The sequence below is a fragment of the Aestuariispira ectoiniformans genome, assembly GCF_025136295.1.
Classification (GTDB): Bacteria; Pseudomonadota; Alphaproteobacteria; order UBA8366; family Aestuariispiraceae; genus Aestuariispira_A; species Aestuariispira_A ectoiniformans.
On the sequence record NZ_CP062788.1, the window covers coordinates 3,303,710 to 3,320,664 of the forward strand.

A 16,955-nucleotide genomic window follows, 5' to 3' on the forward strand; every position below is an offset into this window, starting at 1 on the left:
GCCCATTACTTTTTCAACGCCCCATCTCGGATCTGGGATAATGACGCATGCGGGGTGAGCGCCTCCGGATCAACGCGGATTTCGATCAGCGCCGGTTTGCCTGACGCCTGACAACGCTTGAAGGCGTCGGCAAACTCTTCCGTTTTGGTGACAAGCTCTCCATGCGCGCCATAGGCCTTGGCCAGTTCGTGGAAATCCGGATTGTTCAACTTTGTCCCGCTGACCCGGCCGGGATATTCCCGCTCCTGATGCATGCGGATGGTGCCATACATGCCGTTATTCACCACGATGAAGATGGCAGGCAGGTCATGCTGTATGGCGGTCGCCAGTTCCTGACCATGCATCATGTAACAACCGTCGCCTGAGAAGGCGACGACGGTGCGGTCGGGATGCACCTTCTTGGCCGCCACCGCCGCAGGCACGCCATAGCCCATGGAGCCGCTGGTCGGGGCCAGACAGGTCCGGTATGTGCGATAGCGGTAATATCGATGCAGCCAGATGGCGTAATTCCCCGCGCCGTTGCACAGGATCGCATCTTCCGGCAGATGACCGCGTAACCAGCCGATGATCTCCCCCATCTGCACGTCGCCGGGGGACTTCAGCGTCGGTTCGGAATGTTCGACAAAATCACCACGCCCTTCGATCCGGCTCACTTTCCAGCGTTCGTCATCGACCGGCGCCAGCGCCCGCGCCGCCTTGGCAAAGGAGCGGCTGTCGGCGTTGATTGCCTGGGTCGTTGCATAGACCCGGTTCAACTCCGATGCATCGGGATAGACATGAACCAGCTTCTGTTTCGGCACGGGGATATCGAACAGGCTGTAACCGCTCGACGTCATTTCCCCCAGCCGGGCCCCCACCACAAGCAGCAGGTCCGCGTTTCTGATCCGATCCGCCAACTTCGGGTTAATGCCGATCCCCACATGGCCGACATAGCATGGGTGATTATTGTCGAAATAATCCTGACAACGGAAGGATGCCCCCACCGGCAGGCCGTTCGCCGCCGCAAAGGCCATCATATCGTCCCGCGCCTCAGCCGACCATCCGCCACCGCCGACAATCACCATCGGACGGGCGGCTTCAGCCAGACGCCCGCGCAATTCTTCCATAGCCTCGGCAGACGGTGCGGTGTCGATGCGTTTATAGGCGGGCGCATCCACCACATCCGCCTCTTCCGTCAGCATGTCCTCCGGCAGGGCCAGCACCACCGGCCCCGGACGGCCCGAGGTTGCCGTATGGAAGGCACGGTTCAGATATTCCGGGATGCGCGCCGGATCGTCGATCTGCGCCACCCATTTTGCCATTTCACCGAACATTCGACGGTAATCAATCTCCTGGAAGGCCTCACGGTCCACCATGTCCCGCGCCACCTGCCCGATCAGCAGGATCATGGGCGTCGAATCCTGGTAGGCGATATGCACGCCCGCACTTGCATTGGTCGCGCCCGGCCCGCGCGTCACCATGCAGATGCCGGGTTTGCCGGTCAGCTTGCCATAGGCATCCGCCATCATTGCCGCCCCGCCTTCCTGACGGCAGGTCACATAGTCGATCCCGCTTTCATAAAGCGCATCCAGAACGGCCAGATAACTTTCCCCCGGCACGCCAAAGGCCGTATCCACCCCATGGATTTTCAAAGCATCGACCAGAATCTGGCCTCCCATACGCGGTTCCGACATCTTATCACCCGTTAAATATCTAATTATTCCAGTTCGTTGGCCCGGAACATTGTCCCAGACAATACAATTATGACGCTCATTTTTTTGGATACAACCCGCGAGCGTGAAATGCAGGCACAGAATGACGAACCATTATGTGCTTTGCTTTGTCTCAGGTCATGAAACGTCAACATTGTCGATTTTTTTTGCGAAATGCTATCTGCCCCGCCTCAAACGAAATTTTTGAAAAATCATTCACGCTGCAGCGCAACATTTCGATTAGATGCCTTGCTAATCCCGGCAGAGTTGTTTAGACAGCGCCCCGACGGACCAACAAACACTATTATAATACCGTCACTTCCCGTCAAATAAACCGGAAGGATTAAAAAATGTCTGACGTCTTTATCGTTGGCACCGATGCCAGCGAGGGCTCGGAACGGGCATTGGTATTTGCTTTGGAGAGGGCAAAGCTGACCAATGCGAAAATCGACCTCGTCCATGTTCTGGAATGGTCTCCCTACAGCTTTCTGACCCCGGACGAACTGGCGGAACGCCATGCACGCCGGACGGAGGAGCTGTCCCGCGCGGAAGCAATCACCAACCCGATCGTCGAACGCGTCAGGGCCGAGGGTATCGAATGCGAAGCCGTCATTCGGTACGGCCATGTGGCGGAGACGATCTGCAAACTGGCCGAAGAACTGGATGCAAAGCAAATCTTCGTCGGACGGACCGGGGGGTCGTCCAATCTCACCAGCCGCCTTTTCGGCTCGGTTCAGATGGCTTTGGTTCAGGCGGCGCCCGTGGCCGTCACCGTGGTGCCGTAACGGCCACCTCCACCATACAGCCATCAGTACGAAGAAAGAGATAGGGGTATTTCTTTATGACACGTTTTCTGGCACTGGCGCTGGCCATGCTTAGCATGGTGACCGGCACCGCCGCCCATGCGCAGGAGCAGGGCATCGACGCCGCCATCAATGACTGGATTTCTCCGGTATCCAATGCCGTGGTCTCCGTCATCTTCTATTCCGTGCCGGTCGCCGGCACACAATTTCCGCTGATCGTCGGCTGGCTTGTCCTGGCCGCCACGGTCTTTACCCTTTACATGGGTTTCATCCAGTTCCGCGGGGTCGGTCACGCCATCGACCTGGTGCGCGGCAAATATTCCGACCCGGACGATGCCGGTGAGGTCTCTCATTTCCAGGCCCTGGCAACCGCTCTTTCCGGTACGGTCGGCCTGGGCAATATCGCAGGCGTTGCCGTTGCGGTGACCATCGGTGGCGCGGGGGCCACCTTCTGGATGATCCTGGCGGGCCTGCTTGGCATGGCCTCCAAATTCACCGAATGCACGCTGGGTGTGAAATACCGCAACGAATATGAAGACGGCACTGTTTCCGGCGGTCCGATGTATTACCTGTCCAAAGGCCTGGCCGAACGGGGGAAAACCGGCCTGGGCAAGGTGCTCGCAGTGGGCTTTGCCATCTGCTGTATCGGCGGCGCAATGGGCGGCGGCAATATGTTCCAGGCAAATCAGGCCTATCTGCAGTTCGTCAACGTGACCGGCGGCGAGGCAAGCCTGTTCTTCGGGCGCGGCTGGCTGTTCGGCCTGATCATGGCGGCTGTTGTCGGCCTGGTCATCATCGGCGGCCTCAAATCCATCGCACGCGTGACGGAAAAGATCGTCCCCTTCATGGGCGTTCTCTATGTGCTGGCAGCCGTAGTCATCATCGCCATGAACTTTGACCAGATCGGCGCTGCTTTCCATCAGATCATCGACGGCGCCTTCACCGGCGAAGGCATTGCCGGTGGCATGGTTGGCGCATTGATCCAGGGCTTCAAACGCGCCGCCTTCTCCAACGAGGCAGGCATCGGGTCGGCCGCCATCGCGCATTCCGCCGTCCGCACCAAGGAACCCGTGACCGAAGGCTTCGTCGGCCTGCTTGAACCCTTTGTCGACACTGTCGTCGTCTGCACCATGACGGCCCTCGTCATTGTGATCACCGGCGCATTGGGCACCGAAGGCGTGTCCGGCGTGGCGCTAACGTCGCTGGCCTTTGAAAGTGTAAATGGCTGGTTCCCGTATATCCTGGCACTGGCGGTCATTCTTTTCGCCTTCTCCACCATGATTTCCTGGTCCTACTACGGCCTGAAGGCCTGGACCTATCTGTTCGGGGAAACGAAAGGTTCCGCCCTTGTCTTCAAGCTGCTGTTCTGTATCTTCGTCGTGATCGGCTCTTCCATGAGCCTGGGTCCGGTGATCGACTTTTCAGACAGCATGATTTTCGCCATGGGCATTTTCAACATCATCGGCCTCTATCTGCTGATGCCGGTGGTGAAGCGGGAACTGACCGGCTATATGCGCCGCGTCAAATCCGGTGAGATCAGGCAATACGCAAAAGCCTGAGAGTAACGCCTTGATACAAAGGGAAAAGGCCCGAAACAATGTCGGGCCTTTTTTTTATTGATTACTTGCACCTAATGCGTCGTCGGCGCTTCATTGATGACAACCTGCGGCTCTGTATATTCCTCGTCAGGCTTCATATTCTGCTTTTCCAACAGCAGTACCTTGGGAATATGCATATGTGCGGCCAGTTCGTTATATTCTTCGATCAGCTCCGACGCTTTACGATGAATCTGGCGCATATACCCCATGGGATTGCGCAGTTCCCAATGTTCCGGCGACCAGATCATGCGGCCCTTGGACTGCATATGCCTCAGATAGCTGGGTGACGCCCAAATCTCGCCGGATTCCTGTGATTCATGGTAGAACCACAAGCCTTCCTCTTCCGCCTTTTTATACAGGGGCTCTAGGCTCATCATGATGGCTTGTGCCTGGATGTCCTTACTCATGGCCGTCCTCCGCTGTTCATGCCGGAAACTATATTTTCGATTATCCAACGAAATGATTCACATGTAAATTCCATAGATCACTACATATGTATTTTTTCGATACGCCTTCAAAATTAAGTCTCAGACCTAACGCAGTAACATCAGAGGCTAATCCTGCCCTACTACGAACGCAGTCATGTCGAAAATTCTCTCGCTCAATTGACTGCCAATCCTCTCATAGCCCTACCCTCCAAGGTCCGGTTCGGTTAAAATTGCGACCTTAAGTATTTTGTAACAGGTACCATAATGAAGCGTCTCATTCCGCTGTTTGTATCGACAGTCCTGGCAGCCACGCCCCTCACCGCACGGGCCGACCAGAACGGTGTCGCGGTGATCATCGGGAACGGGACATATGAAAACGGTATCCCCGGCGTGGATTTTGCCGATCGTGACGCAGAAGCAATGCACCGCTTCGTTGCCGATATCCTCGGATATCAGGAGCGCAATATCATTGATCTGCGCGATGCCGGGAAGGCCGAATTCGAAGCCATCTTCGGCAACGAGCGCAGCTATAAGGGCCAGGTTTGGCAGTATATCCGGCCCGATGGTTCATCAGACGTGACCGTCTTTTATTCGGGCCACGGCGCCCCCGGCCTCACCGATGGCCGCGGCTATCTGCTGCCGGTGGATGCCAATGCCGACAAGGCGGAGATCAACGGTTACCCCATCGACCTTCTTTATAAAAATCTCGGCAGCCTGGATACCAGATCGGTTACCGTTTTCCTCGATTCATGCTTTTCCGGGGAAAGTGCCGGAGGGCCTTTGCTGAATGCGGCTTCTCCCGTTTTTGTCCGTCCGGCCCTGCCCGGCGCGGGTGATGGCATGACGGTGCTGACCGCCGCAACCGGTGAACAGCTCGCCTCCTGGGACCTGACGGCCCGCTACGGGTTGTTTACAAATCACTTGCTGGACGCGCTTTATGGTGCCGCCGACAGCAACGCCGATGGCAAGGTCACGGCCCGGGAAGCCAAGCTGTATCTGGACGACAAGATGACCTATGCCGCCCGCCGCAGTTATGGCAGAGAGCAGATTGCCTCCCTCTATGGTGATGGCGACACAATCCTGTCGCAGGCCTCTTACGGCGGAACCTTCGCCGAACGACCGGCATTGACGCCGTCACTGGCAAAGGTGGACCCGACAGAAGACAGTCAGGACATCCAGCCGGTGGAAACAGCCGTAACACCACTACCGCCGCCACAGCCCATCATTATCATCCGGGCTCCCGACAGGGACGCCGTTCCGGAGAAACGGGTAAAACAAGCCTGGAAACAACGACCTCCACGGTCAACAAAGGCCTGGCTCCCGAAGGATAAGAAAAAGAAATGGACCCCGCCGGGACAGCGTAAATCCGCCAAAAGACGGGATGACAAAAAGAAGCAAGGCTGGATACCGCCCGGCCTCCGGCGCGACTGACCGGCATTTTTGCTGCGATGCGCATTTTTCTTTGTGATCACATAGCAGCCGTTCTACATTGGCAGATATCTTTGTTAGTTTGCTTTGGAGAATATGCTTCATGTCATCCCTGACGGATGCCATCCAATTGATCAGCGGTAACCGCCCGGACCACCTTACGCTTCAGGAACAGGTCTACCAGCGCCTTCGGCTGGACATCATGACCGGGCGCTTCATTCCCGGCAAGTCGGTCACTATTCGTGGCCTGGCCGAAGAGCTGGGCACGAGCCCCATGCCGGTACGCGAAGCCCTGCGCCGCCTTGTGGCCGAACGGGCGCTGGCCCTGCTGCCGAACCGGCGCGTCGCGGTCCCGGAAATGACGGCAGAAAAATACCGCGAACTGGCGGACGCCCGTATCGCCCTGGAACCCCTGGCCGCACGCCGGGCGTTAGACCATCTGGACGACAAGATGCTGGAGCGGCTGCGCTTTATCGATTCGGAAGTGGATGAAGGCATCCGCCTGGACGATGTGGAACTTTACCTGCGGAAAAACATGGAGTTCCACTTCACGCTTTACCGGGCTGGCACCTCCGAAGTGATCATGCCATTGATCGAAAGCCTGTGGCTGCAGATCGGCCCCTTCCTGTATCTGGCACAGAAGCGCACCGGCCTGGGCACGGTCGAAGACCAGCATCATGCGGCCCTGCGCGCCATTGAGGCCAAAGATGCCGATGCGCTGACAGAGGCGATCCATCTCGACATCCTGGACGGCGTCAACCGCATGCCGGACAGCGAATTCGCCCAGAAGAGCGCCTGACCCGATCAGGCATCAGGCAAAGGAAAAGGGCGGCCTGAAAGCCGCCCCTTCCCTCTCTCCCTCGTACAACTCACGCAGCCTTGATATCGCTGATATAGCTGTTGATTTCCTGCTGCAGGCGATCCGACTGGCTGCGCAGCAGTTCCACGGCCTGTACCACGGAATTGGACGCGCTGCCGGTCTGTTCCGCCGCAGCCGCCACACCCTGGATATTGCTGGTAACCTCGTCCACACCATGGGCGGCCTGGTCCACATTGCGTGAAATTTCATTGGTCGCCGCCAGTTGCTGCTCAACCGCCGCAGCGATGCTGCTGGAAATCTGATCGATTTCCGTGATGGTATTGACGATGCCTTCCATCGCCGAAACCGCCCCGGTAGTCTCGTTTTGAATGCCGCCGATCTGGCTGCTTATTTCATCCGTCGCCCGTGCTGTCTGCTGTGCGAGGCTTTTCACCTCTTCGGCAACGACTGCGAATCCCTTACCGGCATCACCGGCACGGGCGGCCTCGATCGTGGCATTCAGCGCCAGCAGGTTGGTTTGCTCGGCAATCTCGGTAATCAGGCCGACCACCTGTCCGATCTTTTGCGATGCTTCCGCCAGGGTCCTGACCGTATCGTTGGTGCGGCGCACCTGGGATACCGCCTCGCTGGCAACTTCAGAGGCCTTGGCGACCTGACCACTGATTTCCGTGATTGAAGCACTCAATTCATCGGTTGCGGCGGCAACGGTCTGCACATTCGCCGAGGTTTCCTGGGAGGCCGAGGAGACCGCAGTGGACTGGCGGTCCGTTTCCGTGGCGGCAGAAGACATGATCCCGGAGGTTTCCTCCATGGAGGCAAGCGCGCCCGTAACCTCGACAATGGCATCCTTGACGGAGTTGTCGAAACGCTGCGTGCGATCCTCCACGCGCTTCACGCGGGCCTCCCGCTCCGCCCGCTGACGTTCCTGTTCTTCTTCCAGCCGCCTGTTTTCAATCAGTTTGTCTTTGAATATCCGCATGGCCTGGGCCATACGCCCCACCTCATCCTTGCGGCTTTCCCCGTGAATATCGACCTCCAGGTTGCCTTCCGACAACGAGGCCATCCCGTTCGTCAGGGAAACAACCGGACGGCTGATCCCACGACCGATCAAGGTGGACAGCAGCAAAACAACGATGATCACCACCACGATGGTCACGGCACCGATGAGGTTAACCGTGCGGCTTGTCGCATTGAAGGCATCCAGCGCCGCCACATATGCCGCCTCGCTTTCGCCTACCAGTTTTTCAAGCCTCGGCTCGGCGACGGCGAATATCTCGCTCAACTTCGTTTCCTCTTCGACGATCGCCAATCGTGCCGCCGCCAGTTTTTTGAAACCGTCGTGATAGGACTGCATAAGCTTGGTGATTTCCGCCTTCTCGGCATCGGGAATATCGGAGGCGACCAGTCCTTTGGTAAATTCCGAAAGCCGGTCATCCATCCGTCCGACATATTTATCCGCCAGCCGCAGAAGGAAATCCTTCTCATGGCGACGCATCATCAGCATGGTCACCGTCAGGTTGTCTTTTTTATGCTTATTCAGACGGTCTTCCACGTCGTGAACGGCATCCCGCAACGTGCCCCGAAGGCCTTCTTCTTCGTTGAGCCCCATCGCCTGCCAGGATTTCACGATCTGCTGGAATTGCGTGACATAGTCGTCGAAAGACGTCTCGATCGCGCCAATTTCTGCAACGGCATTGGCTGTTTCCGCGTGAATTTGCGGGAAGTCGGACATCGCGCCTTCGTGGCTGCGCAGCAATGTTTCCAGTTCCCCCAACTCCTGATGGATTTTGTTGGAAATCTCGGTATGCGCGTTGGCGTACTTCATGTCCTTGCGCGCCAGAAAGTCTTTCTCGCGACGGCGTTCGTTCAAAAATTCATATTTGATCGACTGCGTGAGATTGCGTGCCTTGGTGTGCAGGCTAAGCTCGTCCTGCAAGCTGCCAAGCCGCATGGACCCAAAAAACACCACACCACCGATAAGCAGGAAACCAACCAGCGACAATATACCAATCAGCATGATCTGTTGGGATATTCTCCAGTTTGCAAGAAACGACATCGTGACCTCTTTTCACATCCAGAAGCCCCCCCGGAACGCTGGACCGTCCAGCCACGACAATCCACACGTCGCCCTAAGCAAACGTTTCGCGAAACTAGCCCCACGAGCCTTAAAATCCGCTTAACAGAATGCAATTCTTAAAAAAAAAAGGGATGGCACAGGCCATCCCCCTTACTCATCCAATCGGAAGCAACGATCAGTCGCCGCAAACTTTCAAAAGCGCCTTTGCGAAATATTCCACCCGGTCTTCCGGCAGGCCCGCGATATTGATCCGACCATCATCCACCATATAGATGCCAAACTCCTCACGCAGGCGACGCACCTGATCCGATGTGGTTCCCATCAGGGAGAACATACCCCGGTGCTCGGCAACAAAGTCGTATTTGTCGCTGTTGCTACCACGGCGCAATGCATCGGCCAGCCCCTGGCGCAGGGACAACATACGGTTCCGCATCTCGTCCAGTTCCTTGCACCATGCGGCCTTAAGCGCCGGGTCGGTCAGGATCATACGCACTGCAGCCGCCCCATGATCCGGCGGCATGGAATAGGACCCGCGTGTGACCGAGGTCAACTGGCTCAGGCTGGCATTGGCCTGCTCCGCGCTGGCCCCCATCAGCATGGCACAGCCAACGCGATCCCGGTAAAGCCCGAAGTTCTTCGAACAGGACGCAGCCACCAGCATTTCCGGCACCCGTCCGGCCATCAGACGCAGGCCCGCCGCGTCCTCTTCCAGGCCATCTCCGAACCCCTGATAAGCAATATCGATAAAGGGCAGGAAGCCCCGTTCCACGGCGAGGTCCGCCAGAACCTGCCACTGGTCGATCGTAAGATTGGCCCCGGTCGGGTTATGGCAGCAACCATGCAGAAGCACCACATCGCCCGGCCCCGCCTGCTTTAACGCCTCGACCATCGCATCGAACCTGACGGATGCGCTGGCAGCATCGAAATAGGGATAGGTTTTCGTTTTCAGCCCCGCATTGATCATGACCGGCCCATGGTTCGGCCATGTCGGATCGCTGAGCCACACAGTGGCATCCTTGTTCGCCCGGGCAATCAACTCACCCAGGATACGCAAAGCACCACTGCCGCCGGGTGCCTGAACCGCACGAACACGTTCCGTAACCGTCGTTGCCCCGAACAGGAGGCCGACCATTGCCTCATTGAAACCGACATCGCCCAAAAGCCCCAGATAGGCCTTGCTGTCCTGTTCGATCCAAAGGCGTTTCTCCGCCTCCTTGACCGCGCGCAGAACCGGGGTCGCGCCTTTGTCGTCGCGATATACGCCCACACCCAGGTCAATCTTGTCCGGGCGCGTATCTTCCCGATAGGCCGCAATCAGGGCCAGAATTTTGTCACCCGGCGCAGGCTTCAGCGTTTCAAACATATACTCGTCTCCCGCATTAACGCAGTTACTCTTCGCCCTGTTAAACACGGAATTAGTTGCAAAAGAAACAAAAAATTTATGGCGTGAAACGACCCCCTCGGGAGCATTACCCGACAAGGGTAATCGGCTATGCAGAACGGGGAAAATCGGGCCAGAAACGACAAAACCGCCCCGAAGGGCGGTCAAGTCGAGAATTGGCGTCCCGTACGGGAGTCGAACCCGTGTTGCCGGCGTGAAAGGCCGGTGTCCTAGGCCTCTAGACGAACGGGACATCGTCAGTGTCTCTCGGACGAGCGGGTTTCTACTGTCTCCCGCCCGACCTGACAAGACCTATTTTTCACTTTTTTGAAATTATTTATTCGCCACCTCGATAAAGCGGCGGACATCCTCATCTTTCGTGCACCACGCCGTTACCAGACGATAGCAATCCGGCCCGCCCAACGGCCACTCATAGAAGGAAAATCCGGAATCATTGAGACGCTTGGCGACCGGCCCGGGCAGGAAAACAAATACCTCATTGGCCTGCACGGGATAAAGCAGCCCGCCCTCGCCCAGATCCTTGAGCCCTTCGGCAAGTGCGGCTGCCATGGCGTTGGCGTGTCTGGCATTGCGCAGCCACAGATCATCGGTCAGATAGGCTTCCACCTGGGCGGACAGAAAGCGCATCTTCGAGAAGAGATGGCCACCGCGTTTCCGCCGGAAGCCCGCTTCTTTTGCTTTTTCCCTGTTGAATAGGATCACAACTTCCGCCGCCAGCGCACCGTTCTTGGTCGCGCCGAAGGACAGGACATCCACACCGGCCTTCCAGGTCATTTCCGCAGGGCTGCACCCCAGGCTGACCAGGGCATTGGTGAAACGCGCACCATCCATATGCACGGACAGGCCGTTTGCATGGGCAAGGTCGGCAATCGCCTTAACCTCATCCACAGAGTAGACGGTGCCGCATTCGGTCGCCTGGGTGATGGAAACGCAGGATGGCTGCACATGATGCACGACGCCCGTCCACCCGGCGTCCAGCACCTCCTGGATCGCCGCCGGTGTCAGTTTGGCATTCTCGCCCTTGATGGGCACCAACTTCGCCCCGCCGGTCGCCATTTCCGGCGCCCCGCACTCATCCACGTTGATGTGGCTCTCCTCATGGCACAGTACCGCGCCGAAGGACGGCGTCAGAAGAGACAGGGACAGCACATTGGCAGCCGTGCCCGTGGCAACAGGAAAAATCTCAAGATCGCATTCGAAGATGTCCACGAGCTGCTGTTTCAGGCGTGCGGTGACGCTGTCCGCGCCATAAGGCATCTCGCCGCCCTGATTGACAGTCGCCAGATGCTGGACGATCTCCGGATTGGCAATCGTCGTGTTGTCCGAACAAAAATTCATTCTGCGCCTCCCACCGGCTGTAACTTTACGGTCCCCAGGCTCTCGCCTGCGCCAAGATCGAGAACGAGAATCTCCTGCACGCCATCCTGTGTGCGATAACGCAGGGTCATCACCATTCCGGAGATATCGGTTTCCAGAATTTCCGCCCCTCTTGGCAAAGGCGCGGACATCGTCCCGAATGTTCTTGTTTTTGTAGGCTGTGTCTCCCCGGTCGAAATGACTGTTTTCGACGCGGACGTATCTTTGTCCGACAATTTGCCGACCTGGGATATCATACCGTAGACCAGAGCCACCATTCCGGCCACGATCAATACGCCCATGAAGATGACAAGCGCCTTAATTCCTTGCATTGCACATACCCGCCTTGTATAGGCCCTTCGCTATGGATGAGGTTGAAACACAAACACTGACAGTCCCTGAGGACCACGCTGGCATGCGCCTGGACCGTTATCTGGTTCTGGCCCTGCCCGACCTGTCGCGCAACCGTATCCAGAAAATCATTTATGACGAAGGGGCCGAAGTTGACGGGCGGACGATAACGGACCCGTCACACAGGGTCAAACACGGACAGACGGTGGTGCTGACCATTGCTTCCGCCGAACCCCTGGATGTGGTCGCCCAGGAAATGGACCTCGATATCCATTATGAGGATGATCACCTGATCGTGGTCGACAAGCCCGCCGGGATGGTGGTCCACCCGGCCCCTGGCAATTACGAGGGTACGCTGGTCAATGGACTGCTGGCCCATTGCGGCGACAGCCTGTCCGGCATTGGCGGGGTGAAACGGCCCGGCATCGTCCACCGGATCGACAAGGACACCAGCGGCCTGCTGGTCGTGGCAAAGACGGACGACGCCCATACAAGGCTTTGCGAGATGTTTTCGGTCCACCATATCGAACGCGCCTATAAGGCAGTCGTCTGGGGCGTTCCAAACCCGAGCCGGGGCACCATCCAGGGCAATATCGGCCGCCACAAGGTCCAACGAAAAAAAATGGCCGTGGTGAAAAGCGGCGGCAAACCGGCGGTGACCCATTACAAGATGGAACGCCAGTTCAAACTGGCGGCATCGCTTGTCGAATGCCGACTGGAGACCGGGCGCACCCATCAGATCCGCGTCCACATGACGCATATCGGCCATCCGCTGATCGGCGACCCCGTTTACGGCGGCCCGACCAAGGCCCGGATGAATGCCTTATCCAAATCGGCACAAATGTTTGTCCGTGATTTTAAACGCCAGGCCCTGCATGCGGCCGTGCTCGGATTCGAACATCCGATCACTGGCGAAAATCTGCGTTTCGAAAGCGATCTACCCAAAGATTTGAAAGACTTAATCTGTTCATTGGAATAAATTGAGTATATACTCTAATCCATTGAAGGACATAATTTCGCCACATTTTAGAATGATCGTTCAGGTATTGAAATTATGATCCCGCGCCCCAATATATGTCCTATGATCGAACAGACCGATCACTCTACAGGGGAGATACAGCGTCATGAGTTCTATGCCCAATCTGCCGGCCCTCACGCCTGAAGGTAACCTTCAGCGCTATCTGGATGACATCCGCAAGTTTCCAATGCTGGATCCGGATCAGGAATTCATGCTGGCCAAACGCTGGCGTGAACATGAGGACCGTGAAGCTGCCCATGAACTGGTAACAAGTCATTTGCGCCTGGTGGCAAAAATCGCGATGGGTTATCGCGGTTACGGCCTGCCGGTCGCCGAATTGATTTCGGAAGGCAACGTCGGGATGATGCAGGCGGTCAAACGTTTTGACCCCGACAAGGGCTTCCGCCTGGCAACCTATGCCATGTGGTGGATTCGCGCCTCCATTCAGGAATATATCCTGCATTCCTGGTCGCTTGTTAAAATCGGTACCACCGCCGCGCAGAAGAAACTGTTCTTCAACCTGCGCAAGATCAAAGGCCGCCTTCAGGCCTTTGAGGAAGGTGACCTGCACCCGGAAACGGTTGAAAAGATCGCCACCGAACTGGACGTGCCGGAACAGGACGTCATCAATATGAACCGCCGTCTGGCAGGGTCCGACAACTCCCTGAACGCACCGTTGCGTGCCGATGGGGATGGTGATGGCGAATGGCAGGACTGGCTGGAGGATGAATCCGACGACCAGGAATCCCTGCTTGCCGATTCCGAGGAATTGTCGATCCGCCGCGATATGCTGGCCGATGCCATGCAGTCCCTGAACGAGCGGGAACGTCACATCCTGAAGGAACGCCGCCTGTCCGACCCGGCCAAGACCCTTGAGGAATTGAGCCAGGAATACGACATCAGCCGCGAGCGCGTCCGTCAGATCGAGGTCCGTGCCTTTGAAAAGCTGCAAAAGGCCATGCGCAATGCTGCGGTTGAACGCAAACTGCCGCTCCAGGAAGGCGTCTGAGGCCTAAACACCCCCGCATAAGACAGAGAAAAGCCGGATGAATATTCATCCGGCTCAGATTGATGAAAAACCCCCTGTTTTTTGAGCAGGGGGTTTTCTCATGGTGGAAATTGGGCATTTGATTCCTGTTTGTTCACCCTTTGACTCTGGAACGTTCAGGGAATCTTGCTTGATTTTTTGACGCCTGACCTTTGTCAGCAGTCTGAGCCGGATGAATATTCATCCGGCTTTTTTATGGCCGCTCCCGCCCCCTGCTTTCATAAATTGCCGGGGACAGAGTTATTAAAGCTGAGGCCGCCAGAGTTATCCCCGATATAGCCATTAAAAACAGAAAGGCATGGTCCAAACCGCCCCGATCAACGCCTTCCGCCATCAGCAACACAACGATAATTGCCCCCACAGCCCCGCCAAGGCGCTGCAGGATATTCACCAATGTCGCCGCATCGCCCATTTCCTTCTGCGGAACAAACGCATAGGCCATCGTCATTGCTGGCATCTGCGCCAATGCCAGACCTGCACCACGCAGAAACAGCAATCCCCACGACAACGACCGGGACGGCGGCGTCTCGCCCATGAAGGGGATTATCGTCACGATCAAACAAAGAGCACCAGCGACGATAACGCGCCCTCCCCCATAGCGGTCCGTCAGCAATCCGCAGACAGGCAAAGCCAGCGCCGCGCCCAGCCCCATCATGAACAACATCATTCCGGCAGCCATAACATCGTCCGAAACCACAAATTGGAAATAGAGGGGGAGCAAAAGCAAGCCTGCGAACATATTCGTTCCCGTCAGCCCCGCAACCGCAACAGCCGCACGAAACGTCCGCCCTTGCAGCAGCGCAAGATTCAACAGCGGCTCTCCAATTCGTGCTGTCCGCCATCCGAAGGCTGCAATCAACGATACACCTGATGCCATCGCCAACACCACTGCCGGTCCGGCCATCGCAGCCTCCGTCGCCCCGATTAGAACAAGCGGCAACCCGGTTCCGATCATGAGCAGCCCGCACCAATCCAGCGACGCGGACCTGTCACCCTGCCCCGGCGGAATATGTCGAAGCGCCAGAACCAGGGCGATACAGCCAACGGGGATATTCATGGCAAATATCCAGCGCCACGACAGGGTGCCGAGAATGGTGCCACCGATCAAAGGTCCGATGGCCGGTCCCAAAGCCACGGCGAACCCCAGGGAGCCCATAATTCGGCCTAGCTGGCGTGGCTCTGCGGCCTTTCCGATTACTGCCTGCCCCGCAGGCACAAGGACACCACCAGCAAGTCCCTGAAGCAATCGCGCAGCAATCAATAGCCAAAGATTCGGGGCAAGAGCACAAAGGGCCGACGTCAGAACAAATCCCGCCAAGGCGGCAAGCCACACACGACCACATCCAAAACGGCGCACCAACCACCCTACGGCAGGCAGCGAGAAAGCCAGTGCCAGCAGATATCCCGTTATGACCCACTGGACCGACGACAATGATGTTCCAAAATCCTGCCGCAGGCTTTCTACAGCGAGATTGGCAACTGTGGAATCCAACATCGCCATGAAGGCACCGGCACCGCTGATAGCCGCAACCTTCCATAACCGGGCTGGAATAGGCGGTAATGCAGCCCGTTTTTCATCTGTCTGAGACACCGGGGCACCTCATTGATTTATTTGAATAACATCTCTTATATGATACAATCGTATCATAAAAAACATCACAGTCACAAGAGGCGCAGATGCCCAAGATCGTCGACCATGACAAACGCCGCGAACAAATAATAGAAGGCCTGATACGGTTGATCGCCAGCCAGGGCATGCACCAAGCCAGCCTGCGTGCAGTGGCACAGGAGGCCGGCGTCTCTTTGCGGTCGGTACAGTATTATTTCGATGACAAGGCAGCATTGATGCAGGCGGCCCTGCACCATCTGGAAAAGGCCAGCCATGACCGCTGGGACGAACGATTGGCCGCACTCGCAACGCCATATTGCTTGCGGGACTATCTTCTCACCTTCATACGGGAAGCCCTTCCCAGCGACCCGGAAAGCCGCATCTTTCATCTGGTCTGGACATCTTTTGTGATCCTTGCGCAGACCGATACGACAATCGCAAAGCAGCCTTTTCTCGATGGGCCGAAACGCCTCATGCAGCAGATAGAACAGCGATTAACCCAGGGGCGCGAGAATGAAGAGATCAGCACCAGTATAAATCCGGCGTTTGAGGCAAAACGCCTTGTAGCCCTTTGCCACGGCCTGGGGACCAGTCTTCTAGTCGGCCTTTTTGATGCGGATGGAGCCGTCGCCCTGGCGACCCGTCATATCGACGAATTGTTTCAGAGACAAAGCACCGAAAAAGGCAGCTAGCCCGCCTTCTCCTGCTCTTCAGCCGGCATGTTTTCGGCCTTTTCCGCCTGACCTCCCGACTTGGCCTGTGCCTGTTTTTCCTTCAGGGCATCGCCACGGCGGACCGCCTCTGCGGCGGTGACCAGTTCAGTAGGAATTTCCGGCGCGTCTTCGCGCACTTCCTTGCCCCACAATTTGACCAGATTCTGCTGGCGCTCAATTACAGTTTTCAGCTTGGCCTCGGAACTGACCTTCATATAGGAGGCGACCACCGGCGGAATGGAAAAATACAATCCCCACCCTGCCCCGGCGGCAGCGAACATAATGAACCAGTTCAGCGGATCGCCCAGCAGGGACATCGCCTTGGTCCAGGAGGAATCGCCGCTGATCCACATCTCCAGGGCCACCATGAAACAGCCCGCGATATTCATATAACCGACAGTCAGGGTTGCATATTTCTGGGGCGCGCGGTCAACCACGCGGGCGACAAGAGTCGGCATCATACCGGCGACGAAGATCACAACGGTTTCAGGGAACAGGATGACCAAAGCAATCGTAATCACAAGTGCAATCGTCAGACGCGGCCAGACCGACGGCTTGCCCTTTGCGGTAGTCTTCTTTTTTTTGCCAGCTTTTGCCATCGCTACTCGGACGC

The 16,955-nt window shown here is 57.0% G+C and carries 15 protein-coding genes and 1 tRNA gene; 7 read left to right on the forward strand and 9 right to left on the reverse strand.

Features of this window, described 5'->3' with window-relative positions; genetic code table 11:
• Nucleotides 1–5 precede the first annotated feature (5 nt).
• Nucleotides 6–1,673, reverse strand: a complete 1,668-nt coding sequence (locus IF205_RS15500; RefSeq protein WP_259780261.1) for a thiamine pyrophosphate-binding protein — start codon at nt 1,671–1,673, stop codon at nt 6–8.
• A gap of 368 nt (nt 1,674–2,041) precedes the next feature.
• Here IF205_RS15500 and IF205_RS15505 point away from each other — a divergent pair, with 368 nt between their 5' ends.
• A complete protein-coding gene (locus tag IF205_RS15505; protein ID WP_259780262.1) occupies nt 2,042–2,476 on the forward strand; it encodes a universal stress protein in 435 nt (144 codons plus the stop codon).
• 56 nt (nt 2,477–2,532) lie between these two features.
• On the forward strand, nt 2,533–4,053 hold the full coding sequence (locus IF205_RS15510; protein WP_259780263.1) for an alanine/glycine:cation symporter family protein: 1,521 nt from the start codon (nt 2,533–2,535) through the stop codon (nt 4,051–4,053).
• 71 nt (nt 4,054–4,124) lie between these two features.
• Here IF205_RS15510 and IF205_RS15515 read toward each other — a convergent pair whose 3' ends face one another.
• Nucleotides 4,125–4,499 carry a hypothetical protein gene (locus IF205_RS15515; protein ID WP_259780264.1) on the reverse strand — a complete coding sequence of 125 codons (375 nt, stop codon included), beginning with the start codon at nt 4,497–4,499 and terminating at the stop codon, nt 4,125–4,127.
• Nucleotides 4,500–4,784: 285 nt separating this feature from the next.
• On the opposite strand from IF205_RS15515, the gene IF205_RS15520 reads away from it, so the two are divergent.
• Both IF205_RS15520 and IF205_RS15525 read left to right on the forward strand, forming a co-directional pair.
• Nucleotides 4,785–5,951 (forward strand): caspase family protein, encoded by a 1,167-nt coding sequence (locus tag IF205_RS15520; RefSeq protein ID WP_259780265.1) that lies wholly within the window; start codon nt 4,785–4,787, stop codon nt 5,949–5,951.
• Nucleotides 5,952–6,051: 100 nt separating this feature from the next.
• On the forward strand, nt 6,052–6,747 hold the full coding sequence (locus IF205_RS15525; RefSeq protein ID WP_259780266.1) for a GntR family transcriptional regulator: 696 nt from the start codon (nt 6,052–6,054) through the stop codon (nt 6,745–6,747).
• 70 nt (nt 6,748–6,817) lie between these two features.
• On the opposite strand, the gene IF205_RS15530 is transcribed toward IF205_RS15525, so the two are convergent.
• The 5 genes from IF205_RS15530 to IF205_RS15550 all read right to left on the reverse strand — a co-directional run bounded on the left by IF205_RS15530 (nt 6,818) and on the right by IF205_RS15550 (nt 11,935).
• Nucleotides 6,818–8,824, reverse strand: coding sequence for a methyl-accepting chemotaxis protein (locus IF205_RS15530; RefSeq protein ID WP_259780267.1), 2,007 nt, complete (start codon nt 8,822–8,824; stop codon nt 6,818–6,820).
• 196 nt (nt 8,825–9,020) lie between these two features.
• Entirely contained in the window at nt 9,021–10,208 is a 1,188-nt protein-coding gene (locus IF205_RS15535) for an amino acid aminotransferase (protein ID WP_259780268.1), read from the reverse strand.
• 195 nt (nt 10,209–10,403) lie between these two features.
• Nucleotides 10,404–10,479 (reverse strand) — tRNA-Glu (locus IF205_RS15540).
• A gap of 80 nt (nt 10,480–10,559) precedes the next feature.
• Nucleotides 10,560–11,585, reverse strand: coding sequence for a threonine aldolase family protein (locus IF205_RS15545; protein ID WP_259780269.1), 1,026 nt, complete (start codon nt 11,583–11,585; stop codon nt 10,560–10,562).
• On the reverse strand, nt 11,582–11,935 hold the full coding sequence (locus IF205_RS15550) for a hypothetical protein (protein WP_259780270.1): 354 nt from the start codon (nt 11,933–11,935) through the stop codon (nt 11,582–11,584). Before IF205_RS15550 ends, IF205_RS15545 begins: the two co-directional genes overlap by 4 nt.
• Nucleotides 11,936–11,967: 32 nt before the next feature.
• Here IF205_RS15550 and IF205_RS15555 point away from each other — a divergent pair, with 32 nt between their 5' ends.
• Both IF205_RS15555 and rpoH read left to right on the forward strand, forming a co-directional pair.
• Nucleotides 11,968–12,933: an RluA family pseudouridine synthase gene (locus tag IF205_RS15555; protein ID WP_259780271.1), complete on the forward strand. Its 966-nt coding sequence runs from the start codon at nt 11,968–11,970 to the stop codon at nt 12,931–12,933.
• A 145-nt stretch (nt 12,934–13,078) separates the two neighbouring features.
• Complete coding sequence (gene rpoH / locus IF205_RS15560) at nt 13,079–13,981, forward strand: RNA polymerase sigma factor RpoH (protein ID WP_259780272.1); 903 nt, start codon at nt 13,079–13,081, stop codon at nt 13,979–13,981.
• Nucleotides 13,982–14,213: 232 nt separating this feature from the next.
• On the opposite strand, the gene IF205_RS15565 is transcribed toward rpoH, so the two are convergent.
• The gene (locus IF205_RS15565) at nt 14,214–15,611 is read right to left on the reverse strand and encodes a DHA2 family efflux MFS transporter permease subunit (RefSeq protein WP_259780273.1); all 1,398 of its coding nucleotides are present in this window, start codon (nt 15,609–15,611) and stop codon (nt 14,214–14,216) included.
• Between the two features lie 86 nt (nt 15,612–15,697).
• On the opposite strand from IF205_RS15565, the gene IF205_RS15570 reads away from it, so the two are divergent.
• Nucleotides 15,698–16,321 carry a TetR/AcrR family transcriptional regulator gene (locus tag IF205_RS15570; protein ID WP_259780274.1) on the forward strand — a complete coding sequence of 208 codons (624 nt, stop codon included), beginning with the start codon at nt 15,698–15,700 and terminating at the stop codon, nt 16,319–16,321.
• Here IF205_RS15570 and IF205_RS15575 read toward each other — a convergent pair.
• A complete protein-coding gene (locus IF205_RS15575; protein WP_259780275.1) occupies nt 16,318–16,941 on the reverse strand; it encodes a hypothetical protein in 624 nt (207 codons plus the stop codon). The genes IF205_RS15570 and IF205_RS15575 overlap by 4 nt on opposite strands.
• Nucleotides 16,942–16,955 lie beyond the last annotated feature (14 nt).

What these genes read in the sequence shown, in the direction of transcription:
- IF205_RS15500 (WP_259780261.1), bottom strand. Translation starts at nt 1,673, where the DNA reads ATGTCGGAACCGCGTATGGGAGGCCAGATTCTGGTCGATGCTTTGAAA.
- IF205_RS15505 (WP_259780262.1), top strand. Translation starts at nt 2,042, where the DNA reads ATGTCTGACGTCTTTATCGTTGGCACCGATGCCAGCGAGGGCTCGGAA.
- IF205_RS15510 (WP_259780263.1), top strand. Translation starts at nt 2,533, where the DNA reads ATGACACGTTTTCTGGCACTGGCGCTGGCCATGCTTAGCATGGTGACC.
- IF205_RS15515 (WP_259780264.1), bottom strand. Translation starts at nt 4,499, where the DNA reads ATGAGTAAGGACATCCAGGCACAAGCCATCATGATGAGCCTAGAGCCC.
- IF205_RS15520 (WP_259780265.1), top strand. Translation starts at nt 4,785, where the DNA reads ATGAAGCGTCTCATTCCGCTGTTTGTATCGACAGTCCTGGCAGCCACG.
- IF205_RS15525 (WP_259780266.1), top strand. Translation starts at nt 6,052, where the DNA reads ATGTCATCCCTGACGGATGCCATCCAATTGATCAGCGGTAACCGCCCG.
- IF205_RS15530 (WP_259780267.1), bottom strand. Translation starts at nt 8,824, where the DNA reads ATGTCGTTTCTTGCAAACTGGAGAATATCCCAACAGATCATGCTGATT.
- IF205_RS15535 (WP_259780268.1), bottom strand. Translation starts at nt 10,208, where the DNA reads ATGTTTGAAACGCTGAAGCCTGCGCCGGGTGACAAAATTCTGGCCCTG.
- IF205_RS15545 (WP_259780269.1), bottom strand. Translation starts at nt 11,585, where the DNA reads ATGAATTTTTGTTCGGACAACACGACGATTGCCAATCCGGAGATCGTC.
- IF205_RS15550 (WP_259780270.1), bottom strand. Translation starts at nt 11,935, where the DNA reads ATGCAAGGAATTAAGGCGCTTGTCATCTTCATGGGCGTATTGATCGTG.
- IF205_RS15555 (WP_259780271.1), top strand. Translation starts at nt 11,968, where the DNA reads ATGGATGAGGTTGAAACACAAACACTGACAGTCCCTGAGGACCACGCT.
- rpoH (WP_259780272.1), top strand. Translation starts at nt 13,079, where the DNA reads ATGAGTTCTATGCCCAATCTGCCGGCCCTCACGCCTGAAGGTAACCTT.
- IF205_RS15570 (WP_259780274.1), top strand. Translation starts at nt 15,698, where the DNA reads ATGCCCAAGATCGTCGACCATGACAAACGCCGCGAACAAATAATAGAA.
- IF205_RS15575 (WP_259780275.1), bottom strand. Translation starts at nt 16,941, where the DNA reads ATGGCAAAAGCTGGCAAAAAAAAGAAGACTACCGCAAAGGGCAAGCCG.